16 protein-coding genes are annotated in these 19,077 nt (G+C 60.3%); 7 read left to right on the top strand and 9 right to left on the bottom strand.

Annotation, left to right across the window (positions count from 1 at the left end; translation table 11 throughout):
- Positions 1 to 81 precede the first annotated feature (81 nt).
- From ACYAR8_RS06160 to ACYAR8_RS06125, 8 genes are all read right to left on the bottom strand, one after another.
- A complete protein-coding gene (locus ACYAR8_RS06160) occupies positions 82 to 2,004 on the bottom strand; it encodes a PrkA family serine protein kinase (RefSeq protein ID WP_074886971.1) in 1,923 nt (640 codons plus the stop codon).
- A gap of 287 nt (positions 2,005 to 2,291) precedes the next feature.
- Positions 2,292 to 2,612 carry a thiosulfate sulfurtransferase GlpE gene (gene glpE, locus ACYAR8_RS06155; protein ID WP_074886975.1) on the bottom strand — a complete coding sequence of 107 codons (321 nt, stop codon included), beginning with the start codon at positions 2,610 to 2,612 and terminating at the stop codon, positions 2,292 to 2,294.
- Between the two features lie 54 nt (positions 2,613 to 2,666).
- Positions 2,667 to 3,548, bottom strand: a complete 882-nt coding sequence (locus ACYAR8_RS06150; protein ID WP_463579374.1) for a symmetrical bis(5'-nucleosyl)-tetraphosphatase — start codon at positions 3,546 to 3,548, stop codon at positions 2,667 to 2,669.
- The gene (gene apaG / locus ACYAR8_RS06145; protein ID WP_065991335.1) at positions 3,548 to 3,928 is read right to left on the bottom strand and encodes a Co2+/Mg2+ efflux protein ApaG; all 381 of its coding nucleotides are present in this window, start codon (positions 3,926 to 3,928) and stop codon (positions 3,548 to 3,550) included. Before apaG ends, ACYAR8_RS06150 begins: the two co-directional genes overlap by 1 nt.
- 118 nt (positions 3,929 to 4,046) lie before the next feature.
- Positions 4,047 to 4,853, bottom strand: a complete 807-nt coding sequence (gene rsmA / locus ACYAR8_RS06140) for a 16S rRNA (adenine(1518)-N(6)/adenine(1519)-N(6))-dimethyltransferase RsmA (RefSeq protein WP_463579373.1) — start codon at positions 4,851 to 4,853, stop codon at positions 4,047 to 4,049.
- A complete protein-coding gene (pdxA, locus tag ACYAR8_RS06135; protein WP_463579372.1) occupies positions 4,850 to 5,839 on the bottom strand; it encodes a 4-hydroxythreonine-4-phosphate dehydrogenase PdxA in 990 nt (329 codons plus the stop codon). Before pdxA ends, rsmA begins: the two co-directional genes overlap by 4 nt.
- Positions 5,836 to 7,158: a peptidylprolyl isomerase gene (locus tag ACYAR8_RS06130; protein WP_178086343.1), complete on the bottom strand. Its 1,323-nt coding sequence runs from the start codon at positions 7,156 to 7,158 to the stop codon at positions 5,836 to 5,838. The genes pdxA and ACYAR8_RS06130 overlap by 4 nt, the downstream gene beginning before the upstream one ends.
- A complete protein-coding gene (locus ACYAR8_RS06125) occupies positions 7,139 to 9,922 on the bottom strand; it encodes an LPS-assembly protein LptD (RefSeq protein WP_463579371.1) in 2,784 nt (927 codons plus the stop codon). Before ACYAR8_RS06125 ends, ACYAR8_RS06130 begins: the two co-directional genes overlap by 20 nt.
- A gap of 129 nt (positions 9,923 to 10,051) precedes the next feature.
- Between ACYAR8_RS06125 and ACYAR8_RS06120 the strand changes: the two genes are divergently transcribed.
- Genes ACYAR8_RS06120 through ACYAR8_RS06110 form a run of 3 tightly spaced genes read left to right on the top strand, consistent with a single transcriptional unit; the run spans position 10,052 to position 12,596 of the window.
- Entirely contained in the window at positions 10,052 to 11,095 is a 1,044-nt protein-coding gene (locus tag ACYAR8_RS06120) for an aminoglycoside phosphotransferase family protein (RefSeq protein ID WP_463579370.1), read from the top strand.
- A 58-nt stretch (positions 11,096 to 11,153) separates the two neighbouring features.
- Positions 11,154 to 11,822, top strand: a complete 669-nt coding sequence (gene murU, locus ACYAR8_RS06115) for an N-acetylmuramate alpha-1-phosphate uridylyltransferase MurU (protein WP_463579369.1) — start codon at positions 11,154 to 11,156, stop codon at positions 11,820 to 11,822.
- A complete protein-coding gene (locus ACYAR8_RS06110; protein WP_108121128.1) occupies positions 11,823 to 12,596 on the top strand; it encodes a DnaJ domain-containing protein in 774 nt (257 codons plus the stop codon).
- 54 nt (positions 12,597 to 12,650) lie between these two features.
- Here the strand turns inward: ACYAR8_RS06110 and ACYAR8_RS06105 are convergent, their stop codons facing one another.
- A complete protein-coding gene (locus ACYAR8_RS06105; protein WP_463579368.1) occupies positions 12,651 to 13,634 on the bottom strand; it encodes an alpha/beta hydrolase family protein in 984 nt (327 codons plus the stop codon).
- A 204-nt stretch (positions 13,635 to 13,838) separates the two neighbouring features.
- On the opposite strand from ACYAR8_RS06105, the gene ACYAR8_RS06100 reads away from it, so the two are divergent.
- From ACYAR8_RS06100 to ACYAR8_RS06085, 4 genes are all read left to right on the top strand, one after another.
- Positions 13,839 to 15,845, top strand: coding sequence for a sensor histidine kinase (locus ACYAR8_RS06100; RefSeq protein ID WP_108121151.1), 2,007 nt, complete (start codon positions 13,839 to 13,841; stop codon positions 15,843 to 15,845).
- Entirely contained in the window at positions 15,842 to 16,471 is a 630-nt protein-coding gene (locus ACYAR8_RS06095) for a response regulator (protein WP_122536572.1), read from the top strand. Before ACYAR8_RS06100 ends, ACYAR8_RS06095 begins: the two co-directional genes overlap by 4 nt.
- Positions 16,472 to 16,765: 294 nt before the next feature.
- Positions 16,766 to 17,890 carry an ABC transporter ATP-binding protein gene (locus tag ACYAR8_RS06090; RefSeq protein WP_074887008.1) on the top strand — a complete coding sequence of 375 codons (1,125 nt, stop codon included), beginning with the start codon at positions 16,766 to 16,768 and terminating at the stop codon, positions 17,888 to 17,890.
- Between the two features lie 89 nt (positions 17,891 to 17,979).
- Positions 17,980 to 19,011, top strand: a complete 1,032-nt coding sequence (locus ACYAR8_RS06085; RefSeq protein WP_463579367.1) for an ABC transporter substrate-binding protein — start codon at positions 17,980 to 17,982, stop codon at positions 19,009 to 19,011.
- The last annotated feature ends 66 nt before the right edge of the window (positions 19,012 to 19,077 follow it).

Genomic DNA, 19,077 nt, shown 5'->3' with positions numbered 1-19,077 from the left:
GCTGCAAGTAGAAGCAGTCATCCGGAAATCAGATTTGATGTGCTTGTCCTTGCAGCTCGTAGCTTGACGCTTGCAGCTGCCTTACTGCGATTTCCGGACCCGTAGGTACCATTCGGAAAGAAGCCTTACCTGTTTATCGGTGTAGCCCCGCTCGACCATTCGTGTGACGAAGTCGTTGTGCTTCTGCTGATCCTCTTTGCTTGCCTTGGCGTTGAAGCTGATGACTGGCAGCAGATCTTCGGTATTCGAGAACATTTTCTTCTCGATCACGACCCGCAGCTTCTCGTAGCTCAGCCATGTCGGGTTCTTGCCGTTGTTGTTGGCGCGGGCACGCAGCACGAAGTTGACGATCTCGTTGCGGAAGTCTTTCGGGTTGCTGATCCCCGCCGGTTTTTCGATCTTCTCCAGTTCTTCGTTCAGGGCAACGCGATTGAGGATCTCGCCGGTTTCCGGGTCGCGATATTCCTGGTCCTGAATCCAGAAGTCCGCGTACAGCACGTAGCGGTCAAAAATGTTCTGACCGTACTCGCTGTAGGACTCGAGGTACGCAGTCTGGATTTCCTTGCCAATGAACTCGATGTACCGCGGCGCCAGATATTCCTTGATGAAGCGCAGATACCGCTCGCGGGTTTCAGCCTGGAACTGCTCCTGCTCAATCTGCTGCTCCAGCACGTACAGCAAGTGAACCGGGTTGGCGGCGATTTCGTGAGGATCGAAGTTGAAGACCTTCGACAGGATCTTGAACGCAAACCGTGTTGAGAGGCCGTTCATGCCTTCGTCGACACCGGCGCTGTCGCGGTACTCCTGAATCGACTTGGCTTTGGGGTCGGTGTCCTTGAGGTTCTCGCCGTCGTAGACCCTCATCTTCGAATAGATGTTGGAGTTGTCCGGCTCTTTAAGCCGCGACAGGACGGTGAACTGCGCGAGCATTTTCAGGGTGTCGGGCGCGCAATGGGCTTTGGCCAGTGAGCTGTTGAAAAGCAACTTGTCGTAAATCTTGATCTCGTCACTGGTCCGCAGGCAGTACGGCACCTTGACGATGTAGATCCGGTCGATGAAGGCTTCGTTGTTCTTGTTGTTGCGGAAGCTGTGCCATTCCGACTCGTTGGAGTGGGCCAGCAGAATACCGGTGAACGGAATCGCGCCCAGGCCTTCGGTACTGTTGTAGTTACCTTCCTGGGTGGCGGTCAGCAGCGGGTGGAGCACCTTGATCGGCGCCTTGAACATTTCCACGAATTCCATCAGGCCCTGATTGGCCCGGCACAGCGCGCCCGAATAGCTGTAAGCGTCGGCGTCGTTCTGTGGGTATTCCTCGAGCTTGCGGATATCGACCTTGCCCACCAGCGCCGAAATGTCCTGGTTGTTCTCGTCCCCGGGCTCGGTTTTGGCGACGGCGATCTGGTTAAGAATGGAGGGGTAAAGCTTCACCACCTTGAATTGACTGATGTCGCCGCCGAACTCGGCCAGCCGTTTGGTCGCCCAAGGCGACATGATTGTGTTCAGGTACCGGCGCGGGATGCCGTAGTCCTCTTCGAGGATCGTCCCGTCTTCGGTGGGTTTGAAGAGGCCCAAAGGAGATTCGAAAACCGGCGACCCTTTGATGGCGTAGAAGGGTACTTTTTCGACCAGCGTTTTTAGTTTTTCAGCCAGGGACGACTTGCCGCCACCTACCGGGCCGAGCAGGTAAAGGATCTGTTTCTTCTCTTCCAGGCCCTGCGCGGCGTGGCGGAAGTACGAGACGATTTGCTCGATGCAGTCCTCCATGCCGTGGAAATCCTCGAACGCCGGATAGCGCCGAATGACCTTGTTGGAGAAGATTCTGGACAGCCTGGAATTGGTCGAAGTGTCGAACAACTCAGGCTCACCGATGGCCATCAGCAAACGTTCTGCGGCGGAAGCGTATGCGCTGCGGTCGGTTTTGCAGAGCTCCAGATACTCCTGTAGCGAGAGCTCTTCCTGCCGTGTCGATTCAAAGCGTTGTTGGAAGTGGCTAAAAATACTCATGACGTCACCTCGCTCGATACGTGGAGCCGGCGGCGGATCGTCAGTCGATGCTGGATGGAAGCCGATCACGCGGCTGCCATTACCCCCCAAACACCATAAAAGTAGCTACCGATGACCCACGCGCCGGTGTACCGGCTCTCCCCTGATTCGGATGGCCTGAGGCTAAGAGTAGTTCGGATTCGGGCACAGAAAGAAGCAATGGGGATGAAGAGGGCATACCCGTTCGTCAGATGAGGGCGCGAGCCCGCGTAGGACGCGGGATAGCGGTCAGCAAAAATATTTTTCGATCAGCCTTGCGCGGTTTCTTCAGGAAATTTGCTTTTCCACAACTCGAAACCGCCATCCATGCTGTAGACCTCGGAGAAGCCCTGACCTACAAGATAGGCTGCTGCACTCTGGCTTGAGTTGCCGTGATAGCAGAGGACGACCAGCGGTTTATCCAGATCGGCCTGGCGAATGAAGTCGGCGATGGAATGGTTGTCGAGGTGATGGGAATCTGGAATGTGCTGGGTCGCATAGGTCTGCGCGTCACGTACGTCCACCAGCACAGCGCCTTGTTCGCGCAGGGCGTGGACTTGTTCGGGTGAGATGCGTTTGAAGTCAGTCATGGCTCGGGCTCCTGGGCCGTCGGGTCCTCGAACGGTCGAGAACGTAGGGAGAATTTACTGCTGCAGTGGAATCGGCGGGATGACGGGGGATGCCACAGGGGCGGGCGCCTTTACGTTGCCACGCTCGTCGCATTCGCAGCGGATCAGCGCGCGGGTGTCGACATTGAGCATCGTCATTGCGCCACCCCAGACACAGCCCGTGTCCAGCGCATACACACCGGGTTCGTCACATCGGCCTTCAAGCGCGGCCCAGTGGCCGAAAATGATACTCACACCTTTGGTCTTGCGCTCTTTGTGCTTGAACCATGGCGCGTAACCGGCCGGCGCGCTGTCGAGGCCTTCCTTGCTCTTGAGATCGAGCTTGCCGTCGCTGGTGCAAAAACGCATGCGCGTGAAGTAATTGGTGATGACGCGCAGTCGGGTGACGCCCTGCAGATCCTTGTCCCACTTCGCAGGCTCGTTGCCGTACATGCCGTCGAGAAAGGGTTCGAACCGATTGTCATCGCGCAACGCCTGTTCCACTTCTTCGGCGCAGCGCAGCGCCTTTTTCAGCGTCCATTGCGGCGGGATCCCGGCATGCACCAGTGCGATGTCGCGCTCGGCATCGTAATGCATCAGCTTCTGCTGGCGCAGCCAGTCGAGCAGCTCGACGGCGTCCGGGGCTTCCAGAATCTCCCGCAGCGTGTCGCCTTTCTTCAGGCGCTCGATATTGCGGCCGGCCGCCAGCAGGTGCAGGTCATGATTGCCCAGCACGCAGACGATCGAATCGCGCATGGCGTAGAGATAACGCAGGGTTTCCAGTGATTGCGGTCCTCGGTTGACGAGGTCGCCGACCAGCCAGAGCGTGTCCTTGCCGGGCTCGAATGCAACGCGCTCGAGCAGGCACTTCAACGGTTCAAGGCAGCCTTGCAGGTCACCGACTGCGTAGACCGCCATCAGTGAAGCGCCCCCGGGACGGCCAGACGGAACGGGGCGATGACGGCGTCGAAGCGCTTGCCGTCTTCTCCGAGCATTTGATAAGTACCTTGCATGTTGCCCACCTTGGTGGTCATCACGGTACCGCTCGTGTAGGTGTGGCTTTGTCCGGGCTGGATCAGCGGCTGCTGGCCTACGACGCCGTCGCCGCGAACCTCTTCAACCTGACCGTCGCCGTCGGTGATCACCCAATGGCGTGACAGCAACTTTGCGGGCAGTTCGCCGTTGTTGTGTACGGTGATGGTGTAGGCGAAGGCGAAGCGATTGTGCTCAGGCTGCGATTGTTCTGCTAGGAAACGGGTCTCGACGCTGACGTCGACCTGGTAACGAGAATCAGACATGCAAGAGGCCTTAAAAGCGAAAGCGGGGAAAGCCGAAAGTGGCCAGGTTGAAAGTCAGTCTAGGACATGTCACGGATAAGCAAGCACTGAGGCTTTGACCGGACATGTCCCGAGAAGGTCAGGCGACGACAGGCTTTTCGGTGAGCTTGTCGGCCAGGCGTACAAACGCCGCGAGGTCCAGCTGCTCCGGACGCAGGCTGCCATCGACACCGGCTTCGGTGATTTCTTCGCTGGTCAGCAGGGCTTTCAATGTATTGCGCAGTGTCTTGCGGCGCTGGTTGAACGCTTCACGGACGACGCGCTCAAGCACGCGGTGATCTTTTGCCGGGTGCGGCAGGGTGTCGTGGGGCACCAGGCGAACGATGGCGGAATCCACTTTCGGCGGCGGATTAAACGCGCCGGGGCCAACGTTGAACAGATGCTCCACGCGGCAGTGGTACTGAACCATGATCGACAGGCGACCCCAATCGCCGCCACCCGGACCTGCTGCCAGTCGCTCGACCACTTCTTTCTGCAGCATGAAGTGCATGTCGCGGATCAGGTGGGCGTTCTGCAGCAGATGGAAAATCAGCGGCGTCGAGATGTTGTACGGCAGGTTACCGACGACACGCAGGCTATTGGGTGCAGCATTCAGGCTGGTGAAGTCGAACTTCAGCGCGTCACCCTGATGCAGGCTGAAGTTCGGTTTGCTGCCGAACTGATGCATGAGGATCGGCACGAGGTCTTTGTCGAGCTCGACGACGTCCAGTTGTGCGCCGCTGCTCAGCAGGCCTGCGGTCAGAGCGCCTTGCCCCGGGCCGATTTCCAGCATGCGGTCTTCGGCCTTGGCGCGAATGGAGCGCAGGATTTTGTCGATCACGCCAGCGTCATGCAGGAAGTTCTGGCCAAAACGCTTGCGCGCCTTGTGTTGGAATTGCTCGTTCATGAATGGGTCTCGGCCATCTGATAGGCGGTTTCCAGAGCGACCCTGAGGCTGCCGGTGTCGATCTTGCCGGTGCCCGCCAGATCCAGCGCGGTGCCGTGATCAACGGAGGTGCGAATGATCGGCAGGCCCAGCGTGATGTTGACCGCGGCGCCGAAGCCTTTGTACTTCAGCACGGGCAGGCCCTGGTCGTGGTACATCGCCAGCACTGCGTCGCAGTGCTCCAGATATTTGGGGGTGAAGAGCGTGTCGGCAGGCAGCGGGCCATGCAAATCCAGGCCCTCGCTGCGCAGACGCGCCAGAGTAGGTTCGATGATGTCGATTTCTTCGCGGCCCAGGTGGCCGCTCTCACCAGCGTGCGGGTTCAGGCCGCAGACCAGAATTCGCGGGCGGGCGATGCCGAACTTGTTGACCAGATCCGCGTGCAGGATGCGCGTCACGCGCTCCAGCCGTTCAACGGTTATTGCGTCGGCAACGTCACGCAGGGGCAGGTGAGTGGTCACCAGCGCTACGCGTAGATCACCGGTTGCCAGCATCATCACCACTTGTTCGGTGTGGGTCAGCTCGGCAAGGAATTCAGTGTGGCCGGAGAACGCGATGCCGCTGTCGTTGATCACGCCCTTATGCACCGGCGCTGTGATCATGCCGGCGAAGTGGCCGTCCAGGCAGCCCTGGCCGGCGCGGGTCAGGGTGTCGAGCACGAAACTGCCGTTGGCTTTGTCGAGCTGGCCGGCAATCACTGGCGCCTGAACCGGAGTGTCCCACACATACAGACTGCCAGCGGGGGCGGGCGAATCGGGCCAGGCGGCGGGGGTGACCGGAATCAGACTGACAGCCACGCCCAACTGGGCGGCCCGCTCGGTGAGCAGGTCGCAGCTGGTAATGGCAATCAGGGGGTGGGGCTGGGACTGCGCGGCGAGCAGCAGGCAAAGGTCAGGACCAATGCCGGCCGGCTCGCCGGGTGTCAGGGCGAAACGCTGGGGTTTCACTTGGCCGCCTGATCAGCTCCGGGGAGCTTGATCTCGACGTAGGCTTCATCACGGATCTGACGCAGCCAGGTTTGCAGTTCTTCGTCGTACTTGCGGTTACGCAGCACGGTCATCGCCTGTTGCTCACGGGCCTGACTGGTGCTGTCAGTCGAGCGACGGCCGAGGACTTCCAGAACGTGCCAGCCGAATTGAGTCTCGAACGGCTTGGACACAACGCCCTGAGGCGTCTCGTTCATGACGTCGCGGAACTCCGGAACCAGCGAGCGCGGGTCCACCCAGTTCATGTCGCCGCCATTCAGCGCTGAACCCGGGTCTTCGGAAAAGCTCTTCGCCAGTTCGCCGAAGTCTTCGCCATTCTGGATGCGGTCATAGATCCGTTGCGCAAGCAGCTTGGTTTCAGCCGGGCTGCGGATTTCGCTTGGCTTGATCAGGATGTGACGAACGTGAACCTCGTCGCGCATCTGGGTCTGAGTCTCGCCGCCGCGTTTCTCCAGCAGTTTCAGGATGATGAAGCCGCCCGGCGTGCGTGCCGGAGGAGTGACCTCTCCCGGACGCATCGATGAAAGCATGTCGCCGAACGGAGGCGGCAGCTGAGCGGCCTTACGCCAGCCCATGTCGCCACCGTCCAGTGCGCTTTCGCTGGCCGATGACGCAATCGCCATCTGCTCGAAGTTCGCACCCTGTTGCAGCTTGCCGTAAAGGTCCTTGGCTTTGGCTGCAGCGGCCTGGATCTGATCCGACGATGCACTGTCCGGCGTCGGGATCAAAATGTTGGCCAGGTGGAATTCTTCGGAAAACTGAGCTTTGCCCATGTCGGAAGCGAGGAAGTTTTTCACTTCCTGCTCCGAGACCTGAATGCGCTCGGCAACCCGGCGCTGACGCACGCGGCTGATGATCATTTCCCGGCGGATCTGCTCACGTGCGCTGGTGTAGGACAGCCCGTCGTGGGTCAGTGCAGCCTTGAACTGATCAACACTCATGTTGTTGCGCTGAGCAATAGTGGCAACCGCCTGGTTCAGCTCTTCATCGCTGATGCGAATGCCGGAGCGTTCGCCGATCTGAATCTGCAGGTTTTCCAGGATCAGACGATCCAGAACCTGAGGCTCCAGTGCGCTGGCCGGCGGAACGCCTTGCCCGCGCTTGGCGATGGTTTGCTGAACCTCACGGGTGCGCTGGTCGAGCTGGCTTTGCATGACCACGTCGTTGTCGACGATGGCAACTACCTTGTCGATGGTGCGCACTTCAGCGTGCGCAACAGTACCGATAAGCAGCGCGCCCAGCATCAGCGGGCGCAGACAATCAGAAAGCTTGGTCTTCACGTTCACGATAACCTTGGATGCCTTTGTCGAGGAAGCTTTCAACTTTTTGGCCAACAACGCCGCCAAGTCCCTTCAACACGATTTGTAGGAAGACGCCGCGGTCGCCTTTTTCGTTTTGCGCAACCTCTTGGGTCGTTTCGTCGTAATCGACCCAGTAACGGTTGATCAGACGCAACTTCCAGCAGCAGTTGTCATATTCAAAACCACCAAAGGCTTCGAGGGTACGGTCGCGGTTGTAATCGAACTGCCAGCGCGCGATTGCACTCCATTGCGGCGCAACCGGCCAGATAACAGAGAAGTCATGCTGCTGGATTTTGTAGTAATCCTTGATGACTGAGCCGTCCGGAAGTACCGCGTCGCCGCCGCCGACTGTCCAGCGACCAGTTGTCTGGTCGTAACGGACCTGATCGTTACGATAGCGATAGCCGGCGTTGATGATCTTGCCCGGCTCGTCTTCAGGCTGGTAATGGAACATCGCGCTGCCCGAACGGGTGGTGCGGCTGTCTGGATCCCAGTTGAAATCGGAGTTCAAGCGCCAGTCGCGGTTGAAACGGTATTCGTATTCAAGTGCGTACGGCGACACGTCGGACTGGGCGTCTTTGCGGTCTTCGTAGCTGATGCCTGGCAGCTGGACCTTGCGATCGGCAAAGTACACCGCCTGACCAATGCTCACGCGCTGACGCTCGAAGCCGTTGTCTTCGATCCAGCGGTTGGTTACGCCCAGCGACAGCTTGTTCTCGTCACCGATACGGTCGGAGCCGACGAAGCGGTTGTCGCGGAACAGCGAGGCGTAGTTGAACGTGGTTTCACCCGAGTCGAAAACCGGAATGTCGGTCTGATCTTTCTCTGGAACGTAGAGGTAGTACGCACGAGGTTCCAGAGTCTGGCGGTAGTTTTTACCGAACCAGTTGGTGTTGCGATCAAAGTACAAGCCGCTGTCGACGCTGAAGATCGGAACGCTGCGGTTCTCGCTACTGCGGTATGTTTCATCGGCCAGCAACGTACGTTTGCCCTGCGCGTCCAGGTCCAGATCGTACTGGGTGTAAACGTATTTAAGCTTAGGCGTTACAAAACCGTAGCTCGCGGTCAGCGGCAGGCTGATCGAAGGCGCCAGGTTCAGACGATCGCCGTTTGCACGCGCCAGCCCGGAAACGTTTGTGTCGAGGCGATTGCTGAGGATGCCGTCTTCGTCGCTGTACTGGCCATTACGCAGATCACGATCAAAGCGAACCAGCTCGGTCTCGTAATCGAACTTGAAGCCTTCGGGACGATACGGCAGCGTACCGTTCAGCGTTAGCTGAGGCAGGCGGGCATAAGGCGTGATTTGTGTAATGGTGGTCAGCTGATACTGCTGGGCATTCAGCGTGGCGGTGTAGCTGTCGCCACGGTAGTAGAGCGCACCTTGCTGATTCAGGAAGTCGTGATTCGTAACGCCTTCCTGACCGCTTTTCAGATCCTTAAAGTAGTAAGGATCACTGACCTTGGTGTAGTCGATCTTGCTGGTCAGACGCGAATCCAAGCCACTTCGATCCTGCCAGTTGATCAACCAGCGGGTGTCTTTGTAGTCCGACTGCAGCTTGCGATCGTCGTTGTCGTCGTTCAGGTAAGCCGCACCGAACTGACCTTCGCTGGTCTTGGTCAGGTAACGGAACTCGCCTTCCAGCAACATGCCACGCTTGGCCATGTAGGTCGGGTACAACGTGGCGTCGTAGTTAGGCGCCAGGTTGAAGTAGTACGGGGTGAGCAACGAGAAGCCCGTGTCGGTATTCGTGCCGATGGTCGGTGGCAGGAAACCGGACTGGCGACGGTCGTCGATCGGGAAGTAGATGTACGGCGTGTACAGGATCGGAATGTCATGAACGCGCAGAGTGGCGTTGGTGGCAGTACCGAAACCGGTGGCCGGGTTCAGGGTGATGTTGTTGCCCTTCACGGTCCACGCGTTGCTGTTCGGTTCGCACGTGGTGTACGTGCCGTCCTTCAAACGGATGATCGCGTTCTCCGCGCGACGCGCATACAGCGCGTTACCGCGAACGTTGTTTTTGTGCAGCACGTACTCGGCGTTGTCGACTTTGGCTTCGCCGGTATCGAGCTGGACTTCAGCGTGGTCGCCGACGATCAGGGCGCCGTTGTCGCGCAAACGGACATCGCCGTTCAGCTCGCCACGGTTCTCGGCCTGATGCAGGCTGGCTTCGTCGGCCTCGACCTGCATGCTGCCCTGGCGCAGGACGACGTCGCCGGCCAGAGTCGCAACCTGTTCTTCCTGCTGATAACGCGAAGCCTTGGCGCCGATGAAAGTCGGTGCGTCGCTCTTCGGCGTCTTGTCGTCCATGCCCGGACGGATCGGTTCGATGTAGGCGCCCGAGCAGTACGGACCGGTCTCAGCCAGTTGGGCTGCGGTCAGCTTCTCGCGCGGAACCCAGTCCAGGTGGCTGTAGTCAGCGCTTCGCGACTTCAGGCCACGGCCCTTGGCCTCGGTGACCAGCATCGTTTTGGGCACGACTTCGCCATCGGAGGTGGTGGTCGTCTGAGCGCCATCTGCCGTGCTGCTGTTGGACGAAACACTGTTGGCGTCGTGCACGGGGCGCGGAGGCAACTGGGCTGCGTTGGTTTTCGGGGAGCAATCCCATGCACCTGTTGCAGACACCGAGCAGTCATACTGTTCGGCGGCTACCACGTACGGGACGGCCAGGGGTTGCATCGCCAGCAGACTGCCGGTTACGAGCAACGGAAATTTTTTACGAAACGCGGGGGATTTCAATGCCATCTTATTAGTCCGGGCTTCCTGCGCGCCATCTGCCCGCGGGGGGGCCGCACGCCTCTCGATGGGCTGAAAAAGATGTCGGATAATAAAGCATGACCCGCTTGACGGCTAGCGCCGTCGGAGACCCTTGCAATGCCAGATCAAGATGTACGCCTTCAACACCTGAAAGTTTGGCTCGATGAGCAGCTCCCACGTTTATTTGAGGCCCAGGGCTGGGGCCCGATACCCCCGGCCACGTTGACTGCCGCCAGCAGCGATGCCAGTTTTCGGCGCTACTTCCGCTGGGAGGGGGAGGGTCGCACTTTTATTGTCATGGACGCGCCGCCCCCACAGGAAAACTGCAAACCCTTCGTGGATATCGCTCATTTATTGAGCGGGTCGGGCATTAATGTTCCGAAAATTTATGCCGAAGACCTGAATCAGGGCTTCCTTTTGTTGAATGACCTGGGTCGTCAGACCTATCTGGATGTCATCGACGAGCGTAACGCCGATCAGCTGTTCAGTGACGCAATCGACGCCTTGCTCGCCTACCAGCAACTGCCGATGGACGCACCGTTGCCCAGTTACGACGTGGCGCTGCTGCGCCGCGAGCTGGAGCTGTTTCCCGAGTGGTACGTGAAGCGTCATCTGGGCGTGGAGTTCGATCAGGCGCAGCAGGCCAGTTGGCAGACGGTCAGCGATCTGCTGATCGAGAGCGCGCTGGCCCAGCCGAAGGTGCTGGTGCACCGCGATTACATGCCGCGCAATCTGATGCTCAGCGAACCGAACCCTGGCGTGCTGGATTTTCAGGACGCTGTATATGGCCCGGTCACCTACGACATTACGTGCCTGTTCAAGGATGCGTTCCTGAGCTGGCCGGAGGAGCGCGTCGCGGGCTGGCTCGAGCTGTATTGGAACAAGGCCGCTGCGGCGGGCATCCCGGTTCAGGACGAGTTCGAAGAATTCCGTCGCGCCAGTGATTTGATGGGCGTGCAGCGGCATTTGAAGGTGATCGGTATTTTCGCCCGCATCTGCCATCGTGACGGCAAGCCACGCTACCTCGCCGACGTACCGCGCTTCTTCTCCTATATAGAAGCAGTGCTGGCGCGACGCCCGGAGCTGGTTGAGTTGAGTAATCTGTTGACCAGCCTTGGCCATACAAAACTGACACAGGCAAAACCGGCATCTGTTGTGTAATGGAATGGACTGCACTTGAAGAGGGACTGCACTTGAAGATTGTCTTGATGAGGGCCGCATGAAAGCGATGATTCTGGCGGCGGGCAAAGGCGAGCGCCTGCGCCCGCTGACCCTGCACACGCCCAAACCGCTGGTGCGTGCCGGCGGCGTTCCATTGATTGAATATCACCTGCGCGCGATCAAATCGGCTGGCGTTGAAGACGTTGTGATCAACCATGCGTGGTTGGGTCAGCAGATCGAGGATCATCTGGGCGACGGTCGCCCGTGGGGTCTGAACATCCGCTACTCCCCTGAGGGCGAGCCGCTGGAGACGGGCGGCGGAATCTTTCGTGCGCTACCGCTGCTGGGAGACGAGCCCTTTCTGGTCGTCAACGGTGATATTTGGGTCGACTTCGATTTCAGCTCATTGATGAAACCGCTCAAGGGGCTTGCCCATCTGGTGCTGGTCGACAATCCGCTGCATCACCCCGGCGGCGATTTCGCGCTGGTTGACGGGCAGGTGCATGACGACGCGGCTCAGCCGCGCCTGACCTACAGCGGTATCGCGGTGCTGCACCCGCAACTCTTCGCGGGCTGCACCGGGGGCGCGTTCAAGCTGGCCCCACTATTACGTGACGCCATGGCGAAAGGCCTGGTGACCGGCGAACGTTTTGCCGGTCGCTGGGTGGATGTCGGTACCCATGAGCGCCTGGCAGAAGTCGAGCAGATGCTTGCGGTGAAGCCTTAGATGTTGTGGCCATTCACGGTAGTCGGCGGTGGCGTCGGGTATCTGATTGCCAGCATTCCAGGTGCCATGCTCGGCGCGCTTCTGGGACAGGCGCTTGATCGGCGGCTGCATTTCCGCAGCTGGGCCGAGATGCGCGAGCGTGCCAATGGCCGCACCGTGCCGCGCGATGACGAGCTTATCTTCATGCTGCTGGGCCGTCTGGCGAAGAGCGAGGGTCGGGTGGTCGACGGGCATATCCAGCAGGCGCGCGTTGAAATGCGCCGACTGGACCTCAGCGAGTCGGCGCAACGGCGGGCGATTCAGGCGTTCAATCGGGGCAAGGACGGGCGCGATAATTTGCGCGTCCACCTTACGCGCCTGAAAAACCAACCCCATGCGGCAGAAGGTGTGTTGCGTGCGTGTTGGCGCATGGCGTGGGCGGATGGCAGAGCGTCGCGCACCGAGCGCGAATTGATTGTGCTGTGGGGCAAATGGCTGGGCTGGCCTGCGGGCAAAGTCGAAGGGTTGTCATCGACGGAAGACGAGCAGCGTTCGCGGGGCGCTCCCGCCAGCAGTGGCGGCGAGTATCAGGACGCGCTGCGTTTGCTGGGCGTGAAAGCGGATGCGGAACCTGCGCAGATCAAGCGCGCCTACCGTCGATTGCTGAGTCGGCACCACCCGGACAAAATCGCCGGCAGTGGCGCCAATCAGATACAGGTTCGTGCCGCCACCGAGAAAACCCGCGAGCTGCACCACGCCTATGGTGTGATTCGCGATCGGCGAGGGTTTCGCTGACGCTTTGGGTTTGGATGCTGCCCGGAGGACGGGCAGCGTCTTAGGCGGTATCGGCTACTTCGCTGCGTCCCCTTCCAGCCAACCCCGTACGCGACGAAACAGTTGATCCTGCTCCATCGCCGAATTACCCGGAATCGCGCTCAACGCCACCTGAGTAAATCGCGCGTTTTTGCTTCGTTTGCTGGCGTCCAGGCGGTCTTGTGCCTGCTGACGTGGTACCGAGCGATCTTTGTTGACGAAGTCTGCCGTCGGGACTTTCAGCGTGGGCAGCAGCTCCATCAGCGACGGCGTTTCCTTGCCGGTATCCACGGCCGTAACCATTACCAGGCGTTGAACGGCCGGCGAGGGCCGCTCGCTCATGTAACGCGCCGCCCAATAAGCGCCGCTGCCGTGGCCGAGGAGGACGATGCTGCGGGCCTTGTTCTGCTGGGCGAACGCCACGGCGCTGTCGATCCGGGCGAAGATTTTTTCGGCGCTGGCCTTGGCCATCTCAGCCTGGGCTGCGGCCTGTTCGGCGGCGGCCGCAGCTTCGGCTTCAGCGGTGGCCGCAGGATCAGGCGCTTTCACTGCTGCGTCCTTGGCTTTGTCGCCAGCACTCGCGGCGGCCGGGGCATCCACCGCGCGGGCAAAAACACCGTCATTGTGGGCGTCCGGCATGCTCAGGCTGAGGCTGGACCACCCGACGTCCGGCAACTTGCGACGCAGCGGCGCTACCGCAGTCGGCCAATCTGCTGACTCATCGGCGCCCGGAACGATGATCACCGCGCCTTTGGGCGCGTCGACGTTCGCCGGTTTCCACAACGCCAGAAACGTCTCGTCGCCCGCCTGCAACTGCTGTTGCTCCGCTTGCGGCACCTGACGTTCCAGCGCCAGCGTGTCTTCTTCAGTGCGCGACGGCAGTGCGGCCCGCTCGACCGGCGCTTCAGCCGGCTTTGCGTCTTTATCCGCCGCCGGGTCCGCGGCCATGACGAGCGGCGAGCAAGGTAGTATCAGCGTCAGGCACAGCGCAGGAAATAGTGCGCGAAGGGTGTAGGACATCGAATATTCCAAAGGCCGGAAACAATTCCGGCAGACTAATGGGTTGACGGCTGTTTGTCAGGCCAGGCAATCGCCGCGCCTCAGCGAGCGACAGGCACAGAGCATGATCGGCATGGGATTCCGGGAAATGGAGACGACAGTTTGAGAATCCGTGCGCTGTGCCTTCGGGTTATCGGCGACAGCCGCGCGGTCTTGATCGGCCTGATGCTGATCGTGTTGCCGATGTCGCACTATGCCTCCGCCTCGCCCACGCAGGCCGACCCCTTGAGCCGCGAGCAGCGGGACTGGCTGACCCAGCGCGGGCAGTTGCGCGTCGGGCTCGTCCTTCAAACGCCTTACGCCCAGCTCGATCGTCGGGCGCAGCAGTTGTCCGGCGCGAACGTCGACCTCATCAATCTCATGGCAAAGACCCTTCAGGTGGAGCTGCTGTGGCGCAGTTATGCCGATCAGGCCGAACTCGAAAAAGCCCTTGCCGACGGCCAGATCGACTTCGCGCCGGGCCTGACCCAGACGCCCGCCGGCTTGCGTTTGTGGCTGTATTCCGATCCGTACATGCGCGTGCCGCAACTGATCGTCGGCGAACGTGACGGCGCCGGCGCGGTGGATCTGGAAAAGCTCGACAGTCAGGTGCGCGTTGCAGTGCGCATGCCCAGCACCACGGCTGACTACCTGCGCAGCAATTACACTCACCTCAATCTGCAAGGCGTGCCGCTGGAACGTCAGGCTTTGCAGCTGTTGCTCAGTCAACAAGCGCGATACGCCGTCATCGATGAGGCGCAGCTCAGCCGTTTGTCCCGCGAGGCCGAGTTTGCCGGGCTCGCCGTAGTCGGGGACATCGGCTTCCCGCAGTTGCTGCGCGTGGCTTCCCGACGGGACACGCCGCAGCTCGCCGAGATTATCAGCCAGGCATTAACCGCCATTCCGGCCCGGGATCTCGAACAGTTGCATACGCAGTGGCTGCAGCCCAAATATCCGCAGATCAGTGAGTCGCCGGGGCTGTGGAAGAACATCGCGCTGCTGCTGCTGGTCCTGCTCCTTGCCAGCGCGGCGATTGTTTACTGGCAGCGCAAACAACAGCAGCAACTGGAGAGACAACTCCTTGCCGCGCGGGATGACATCGCCAGGCGCCTGGCAGGCGAGGAGGCATTGCGGCTGGCGCAGTTCTCCATTGATCAGAGCACCGTCGGCATTCTCTGGGTCAATTGGGACAGCCATGTGCGCTACGCCAATCAGGCCGCCGAGGCCATGCTGGGTTATGCACCCGGTGGAGTGGTGGACCGGCCGCTGATTGATTTCGAGCCGGGGCTGAACATGGATCGCTGGCTCAATCTTTGGAAAACCGCGCGCTCCAGCGAGGAAGGGCCGCAGAACTATGAAAGCAATTGCGTGCGCGCCGATGGCAGCAACCTCCCTGCCGATGTGTCGCTGAGCTTCCTGCGCTTTCGCGACGCCGAGTACCTGGTGGTGTTTATCACCGATGTAACCGAACGGCGCCGATCCCTCGCCGCGCTGCAGGAAAGTGAAGCGCGTTTGCAGGTGCTGGCCGAGCAGTTGCGCGAGCTCTCGGCGCACCTGGAAACCGTGCGCGAAGAAGAAAAGGCCCGAATCGCCCGGGAAGTTCACGACGAGCTGGGTCAGATGCTGACCGTGCTCAAGCTGGAAACCTCCATGTGCGAACTGGCCTACGCCGATCTCGACCCTGGCCTGCGTGATCGGTTGAACAGCATGAAGCGCCTGATCGCGCAGTTGTTCCAGTTGGTGCGGGACGTGGCGACTGCGTTGCGGCCACCGATTCTCGATGCAGGCATCGCCTCGGCCATCGAATGGCAGGCCCGGCGCTTCGAAGCGCGTACGCACATCCCTTGCCTGGTGCAGGTGCCAGAGAACCTGCCCAGCCTGCCGGACGCAACGGCCATCGGGCTCTTCCGCATCCTTCAGGAGTCACTGACCAACGTCATGCGCCACGCCGAGGCGCACACGGTCGAGTTGAGCCTGACGCTGAGCGACGGCGTGCTGTGCATGCGCATCGCCGACGACGGCAAGGGCTTCGATCTGCGCGCCGAACGTCCGGCGTCGTTCGGGCTGGTGGGCATGCGCGAGCGGGTTCTCATAATGGGCGGGCAATTGCATCTGGACACCTTGCCCGGAGAAGGCACAACCTTGCGCATCCACATTCCGCTGGACCCGGTCGCTGAGGAGCACGTGCATTGATTCGCGTATTGGTTGCCGAAGACCACACGATTGTCCGCGAGGGCATCAAACAGCTGATCGGCCTGGCGAAGGATCTGCAAGTGGTCGGGGAGGCCAGCAATGGCGAGCAGTTGCTGGAGGCTTTGCGTCACATCCCGTGCGAGGTCGTGCTGCTGGATATTTCCATGCCGGGGGTCAACGGCCTGGAGGCGATCCCGCGAATCCGCGCGCTGAACAATCCGCCTGCGATTCTGGTGCTGTCGATGCACGACGAGGCGCAAATGGCCGCACGGGCCTTGAAGGTCGGCGCTGCCGGTTACGCGACCAAAGACAGTGACCCCGCGTTGCTGCTGACGGCGATCCGGCGAGTGGCCGCGGGCGGGCGTTATATCGACCCGGACCTGGCCGATCGCATGGTGTTTGAGGTCGGTCTGACGGACAGCCGGCCTTTGCACTCATTGTTGTCAGAGCGCGAGTTTTCAGTGTTCGAGCGCCTGGCCCAGGGCGCCAACGTCAACGACATCGCCCAGCAGCTGGCGCTGAGCAGCAAGACCATCAGTACCCACAAGGCGCGCCTGATGCAGAAGCTGAAAATCAATTCGCTGGCCGAGCTGGTCAAGTATGCGATGGAGCACAAGCTGGTCTGAGCCCAGAAGTCTGAAAACGACCCCTCCCAACGTTTTTATTGACGCCCTCGCGGACAGGCGCGCTCCCACAGATTGACCGCAATCCCCTGTAGGAGTGAGCTTGCTCGCGAAAGCGTCAGTGAAGGCAACAAAATCCCTCGGATAAGTCATACCTATCCCCGCCATCCCTGTAGGGCAATCCCTACCCTAAACTTTCCACCCCGCCTAGGCCATTCTCTCTCACGCCCCGATTTGCGCGGCCTTCAGGCTCATCTAGGCTTGATCCCTACGGTGGATCAAACAAAGGTGTGGGCAATGAGCAACGTCGATTCAAGCGCTGGGGCGAGTGATGTTCTGGTCAGCTTTCGCGGTGTGCAAAAGAGCTACGACGGCGAAGCCCTGATCGTCAAAGACCTCAACCTGGATATTTGCAAAGGCGAATTTCTCACCCTGCTCGGGCCGTCCGGCTCCGGTAAAACCACCAGCCTGATGATGCTCGCCGGCTTCGAGACGCCCACTGCGGGGGAGATCCTGCTGGCCGGACGTTCGATCAACAACGTGCCGCCGCACAAGCGCGACATCGGCATGGTGTTCCAGAACTACGCGCTGTTCCCGCACATGACCGTCGCTGAAAACCTCGCGTTCCCGCTGTCGGTGCGCGGCATGAGCAAGACCGACGTCGCCGAAAAGGTCAAACGCGCCCTCGACATGGTGCAGCTCGGCACCTTCGCCCATCGTTACCCCGCGCAGTTGTCGGGTGGTCAGCAACAACGTGTCGCGCTGGCCCGGGCGCTGGTGTTCGAACCGCAGCTGGTGCTGATGGACGAACCCCTCGGGGCGCTCGACAAACAACTGCGCGAACACATGCAGATGGAAATCAAGCATCTGCATCAGCGCCTGGGCGTGACCGTCGTCTACGTCACCCACGATCAGGGCGAAGCGCTGACCATGTCGGACCGCGTCGCGGTGTTCCATCAGGGCGAGATCCAGCAGATCGCCCCACCGCGCACCCTTTATGAAGAGCCGAAAAACACCTTCGTTGCCAACTTCATCGGCGAGAACAACCGCATCAGCGGCACCTTGCTCAGCCAGAGCGGCGATCGATGCGTGGTCGGCCTGGCGCGCGGCGAGAAAGTCGAAGCGCTGGCGATCAATATCGGTGCCACCGGGAGCCCGGTCACGCTGTCGATTCGTCCCGAACGCGTGAACCTCAACGGCCGCAGCGAGAGTTGCGTCAATCGCTTCTCCGGTCGCGTTGCCGAATTCATCTACTTGGGCGACCACGTGCGGGTGCGTCTGGAAGTGGCCGGGAAAACCGATTTCTTCGTCAAGCAGCCCATCGCCGAGCTGGATCCGGCGCTGAGTGTTGGCGATGTAGTGCCCATTGGATGGCAGGTCGAGCACGCCCGCGCGCTAGACCCGTTGCTGGATGCGCATTGATACATCTGCGGTACGCGTCAACCGAAGAACCCAGAGGCGAGCCAATCGCCCCATCGCTTAACCAACATTGTTCGTGGAGAGAAAAACTGATGCTCAAGACATTGAAGCTCACCGCCTTATCGGTCGGCATGATGTGCGCCGCGCAAGCCATGGCAGCGGACCTGACGGTCATTTCCTTCGGCGGCGCGAACAAGGCGGCCCAGGAAAAAGCCTTCTATGCGCCGTGGGAAAAAGCAGGCAACGGCAAGATCATCGCGGGCGAATACAACGGTGAGATGGCCAAGGTCAAAGCCATGGTCGACACCAAAAGCGTGACCTGGGATCTGGTGGAAGTGGAATCGCCGGAGCTGTCCCGAGGCTGTGACGAAGACATGTTCGAGTCGCTGGCGTCGGTCGATCTCGGCACCAAAGACAACTACGTCAAGGGCGCAATTTCCGAGTGCGGCGTGGGCTTTTTCGTCTGGTCCACCGTGCTGGCCTACAACGCCGACAAGCTGAAATCCGCACCGACCGGTTGGGCTGATTTCTGGGACACCGAGAAATTCCCGGGCAAGCGTGGCCTGCGCAAGGGCGCTAAATACACCCTGGAATTCGCATTGATGGCTGACGGCGTTGCGCCGAAAGACGTCTACAAAGTGCTGGCGACCAAGGAAGGCCAGGACCGCGCCTTCAAGATGCTCGACAAGCTCAAGCCTAGCATTCAGTGGTGGGAAGCGGGCGCACAGCCTCCGCAGTATCTGCAATCGGGCGACGTCGTGATGAGCTCGGCCTACAACGGCCGCATCGCAGCCGTGCAGAAAGAGAGCAACCTGAAAGTGGTCTGGACCGGCGGCGTGTATGACTTCGACGCATGGGCCATTCCGAAAGGCGCGAAAAACGCCGAAGAAGCGAAGAAGTTCATCGCTTACTCCCTCAAGCCAGAGCAGCAGAAGACCTATTCCGAAAACATCGCTTACGGCCCGGCCAACACCGGCGCGGTCCCGTTGTTGAGTGCTGAAACCCTCAAAAACATGCCGACCACCCCTGAGAACATCAAGGATCAGGTGCAGATCGACGTGAAATTCTGGGCTGACTTCGGTGAGTCGCTGGAACAGCGCTTCAACTCCTGGGCGGCTAAATAAGATCGCATCCATTTAAGCGCTTCGTTGTGAGTTAGATCCGGGTGCGTCGTCTGAACTGGCTGAAAG

Source organism: Pseudomonas sp. HP_01 (genome assembly GCF_055284355.1).
The sequence above is the reverse complement of the archived record's forward strand: the minus strand, read 5'-3'. Positions and strand labels throughout refer to the sequence as shown.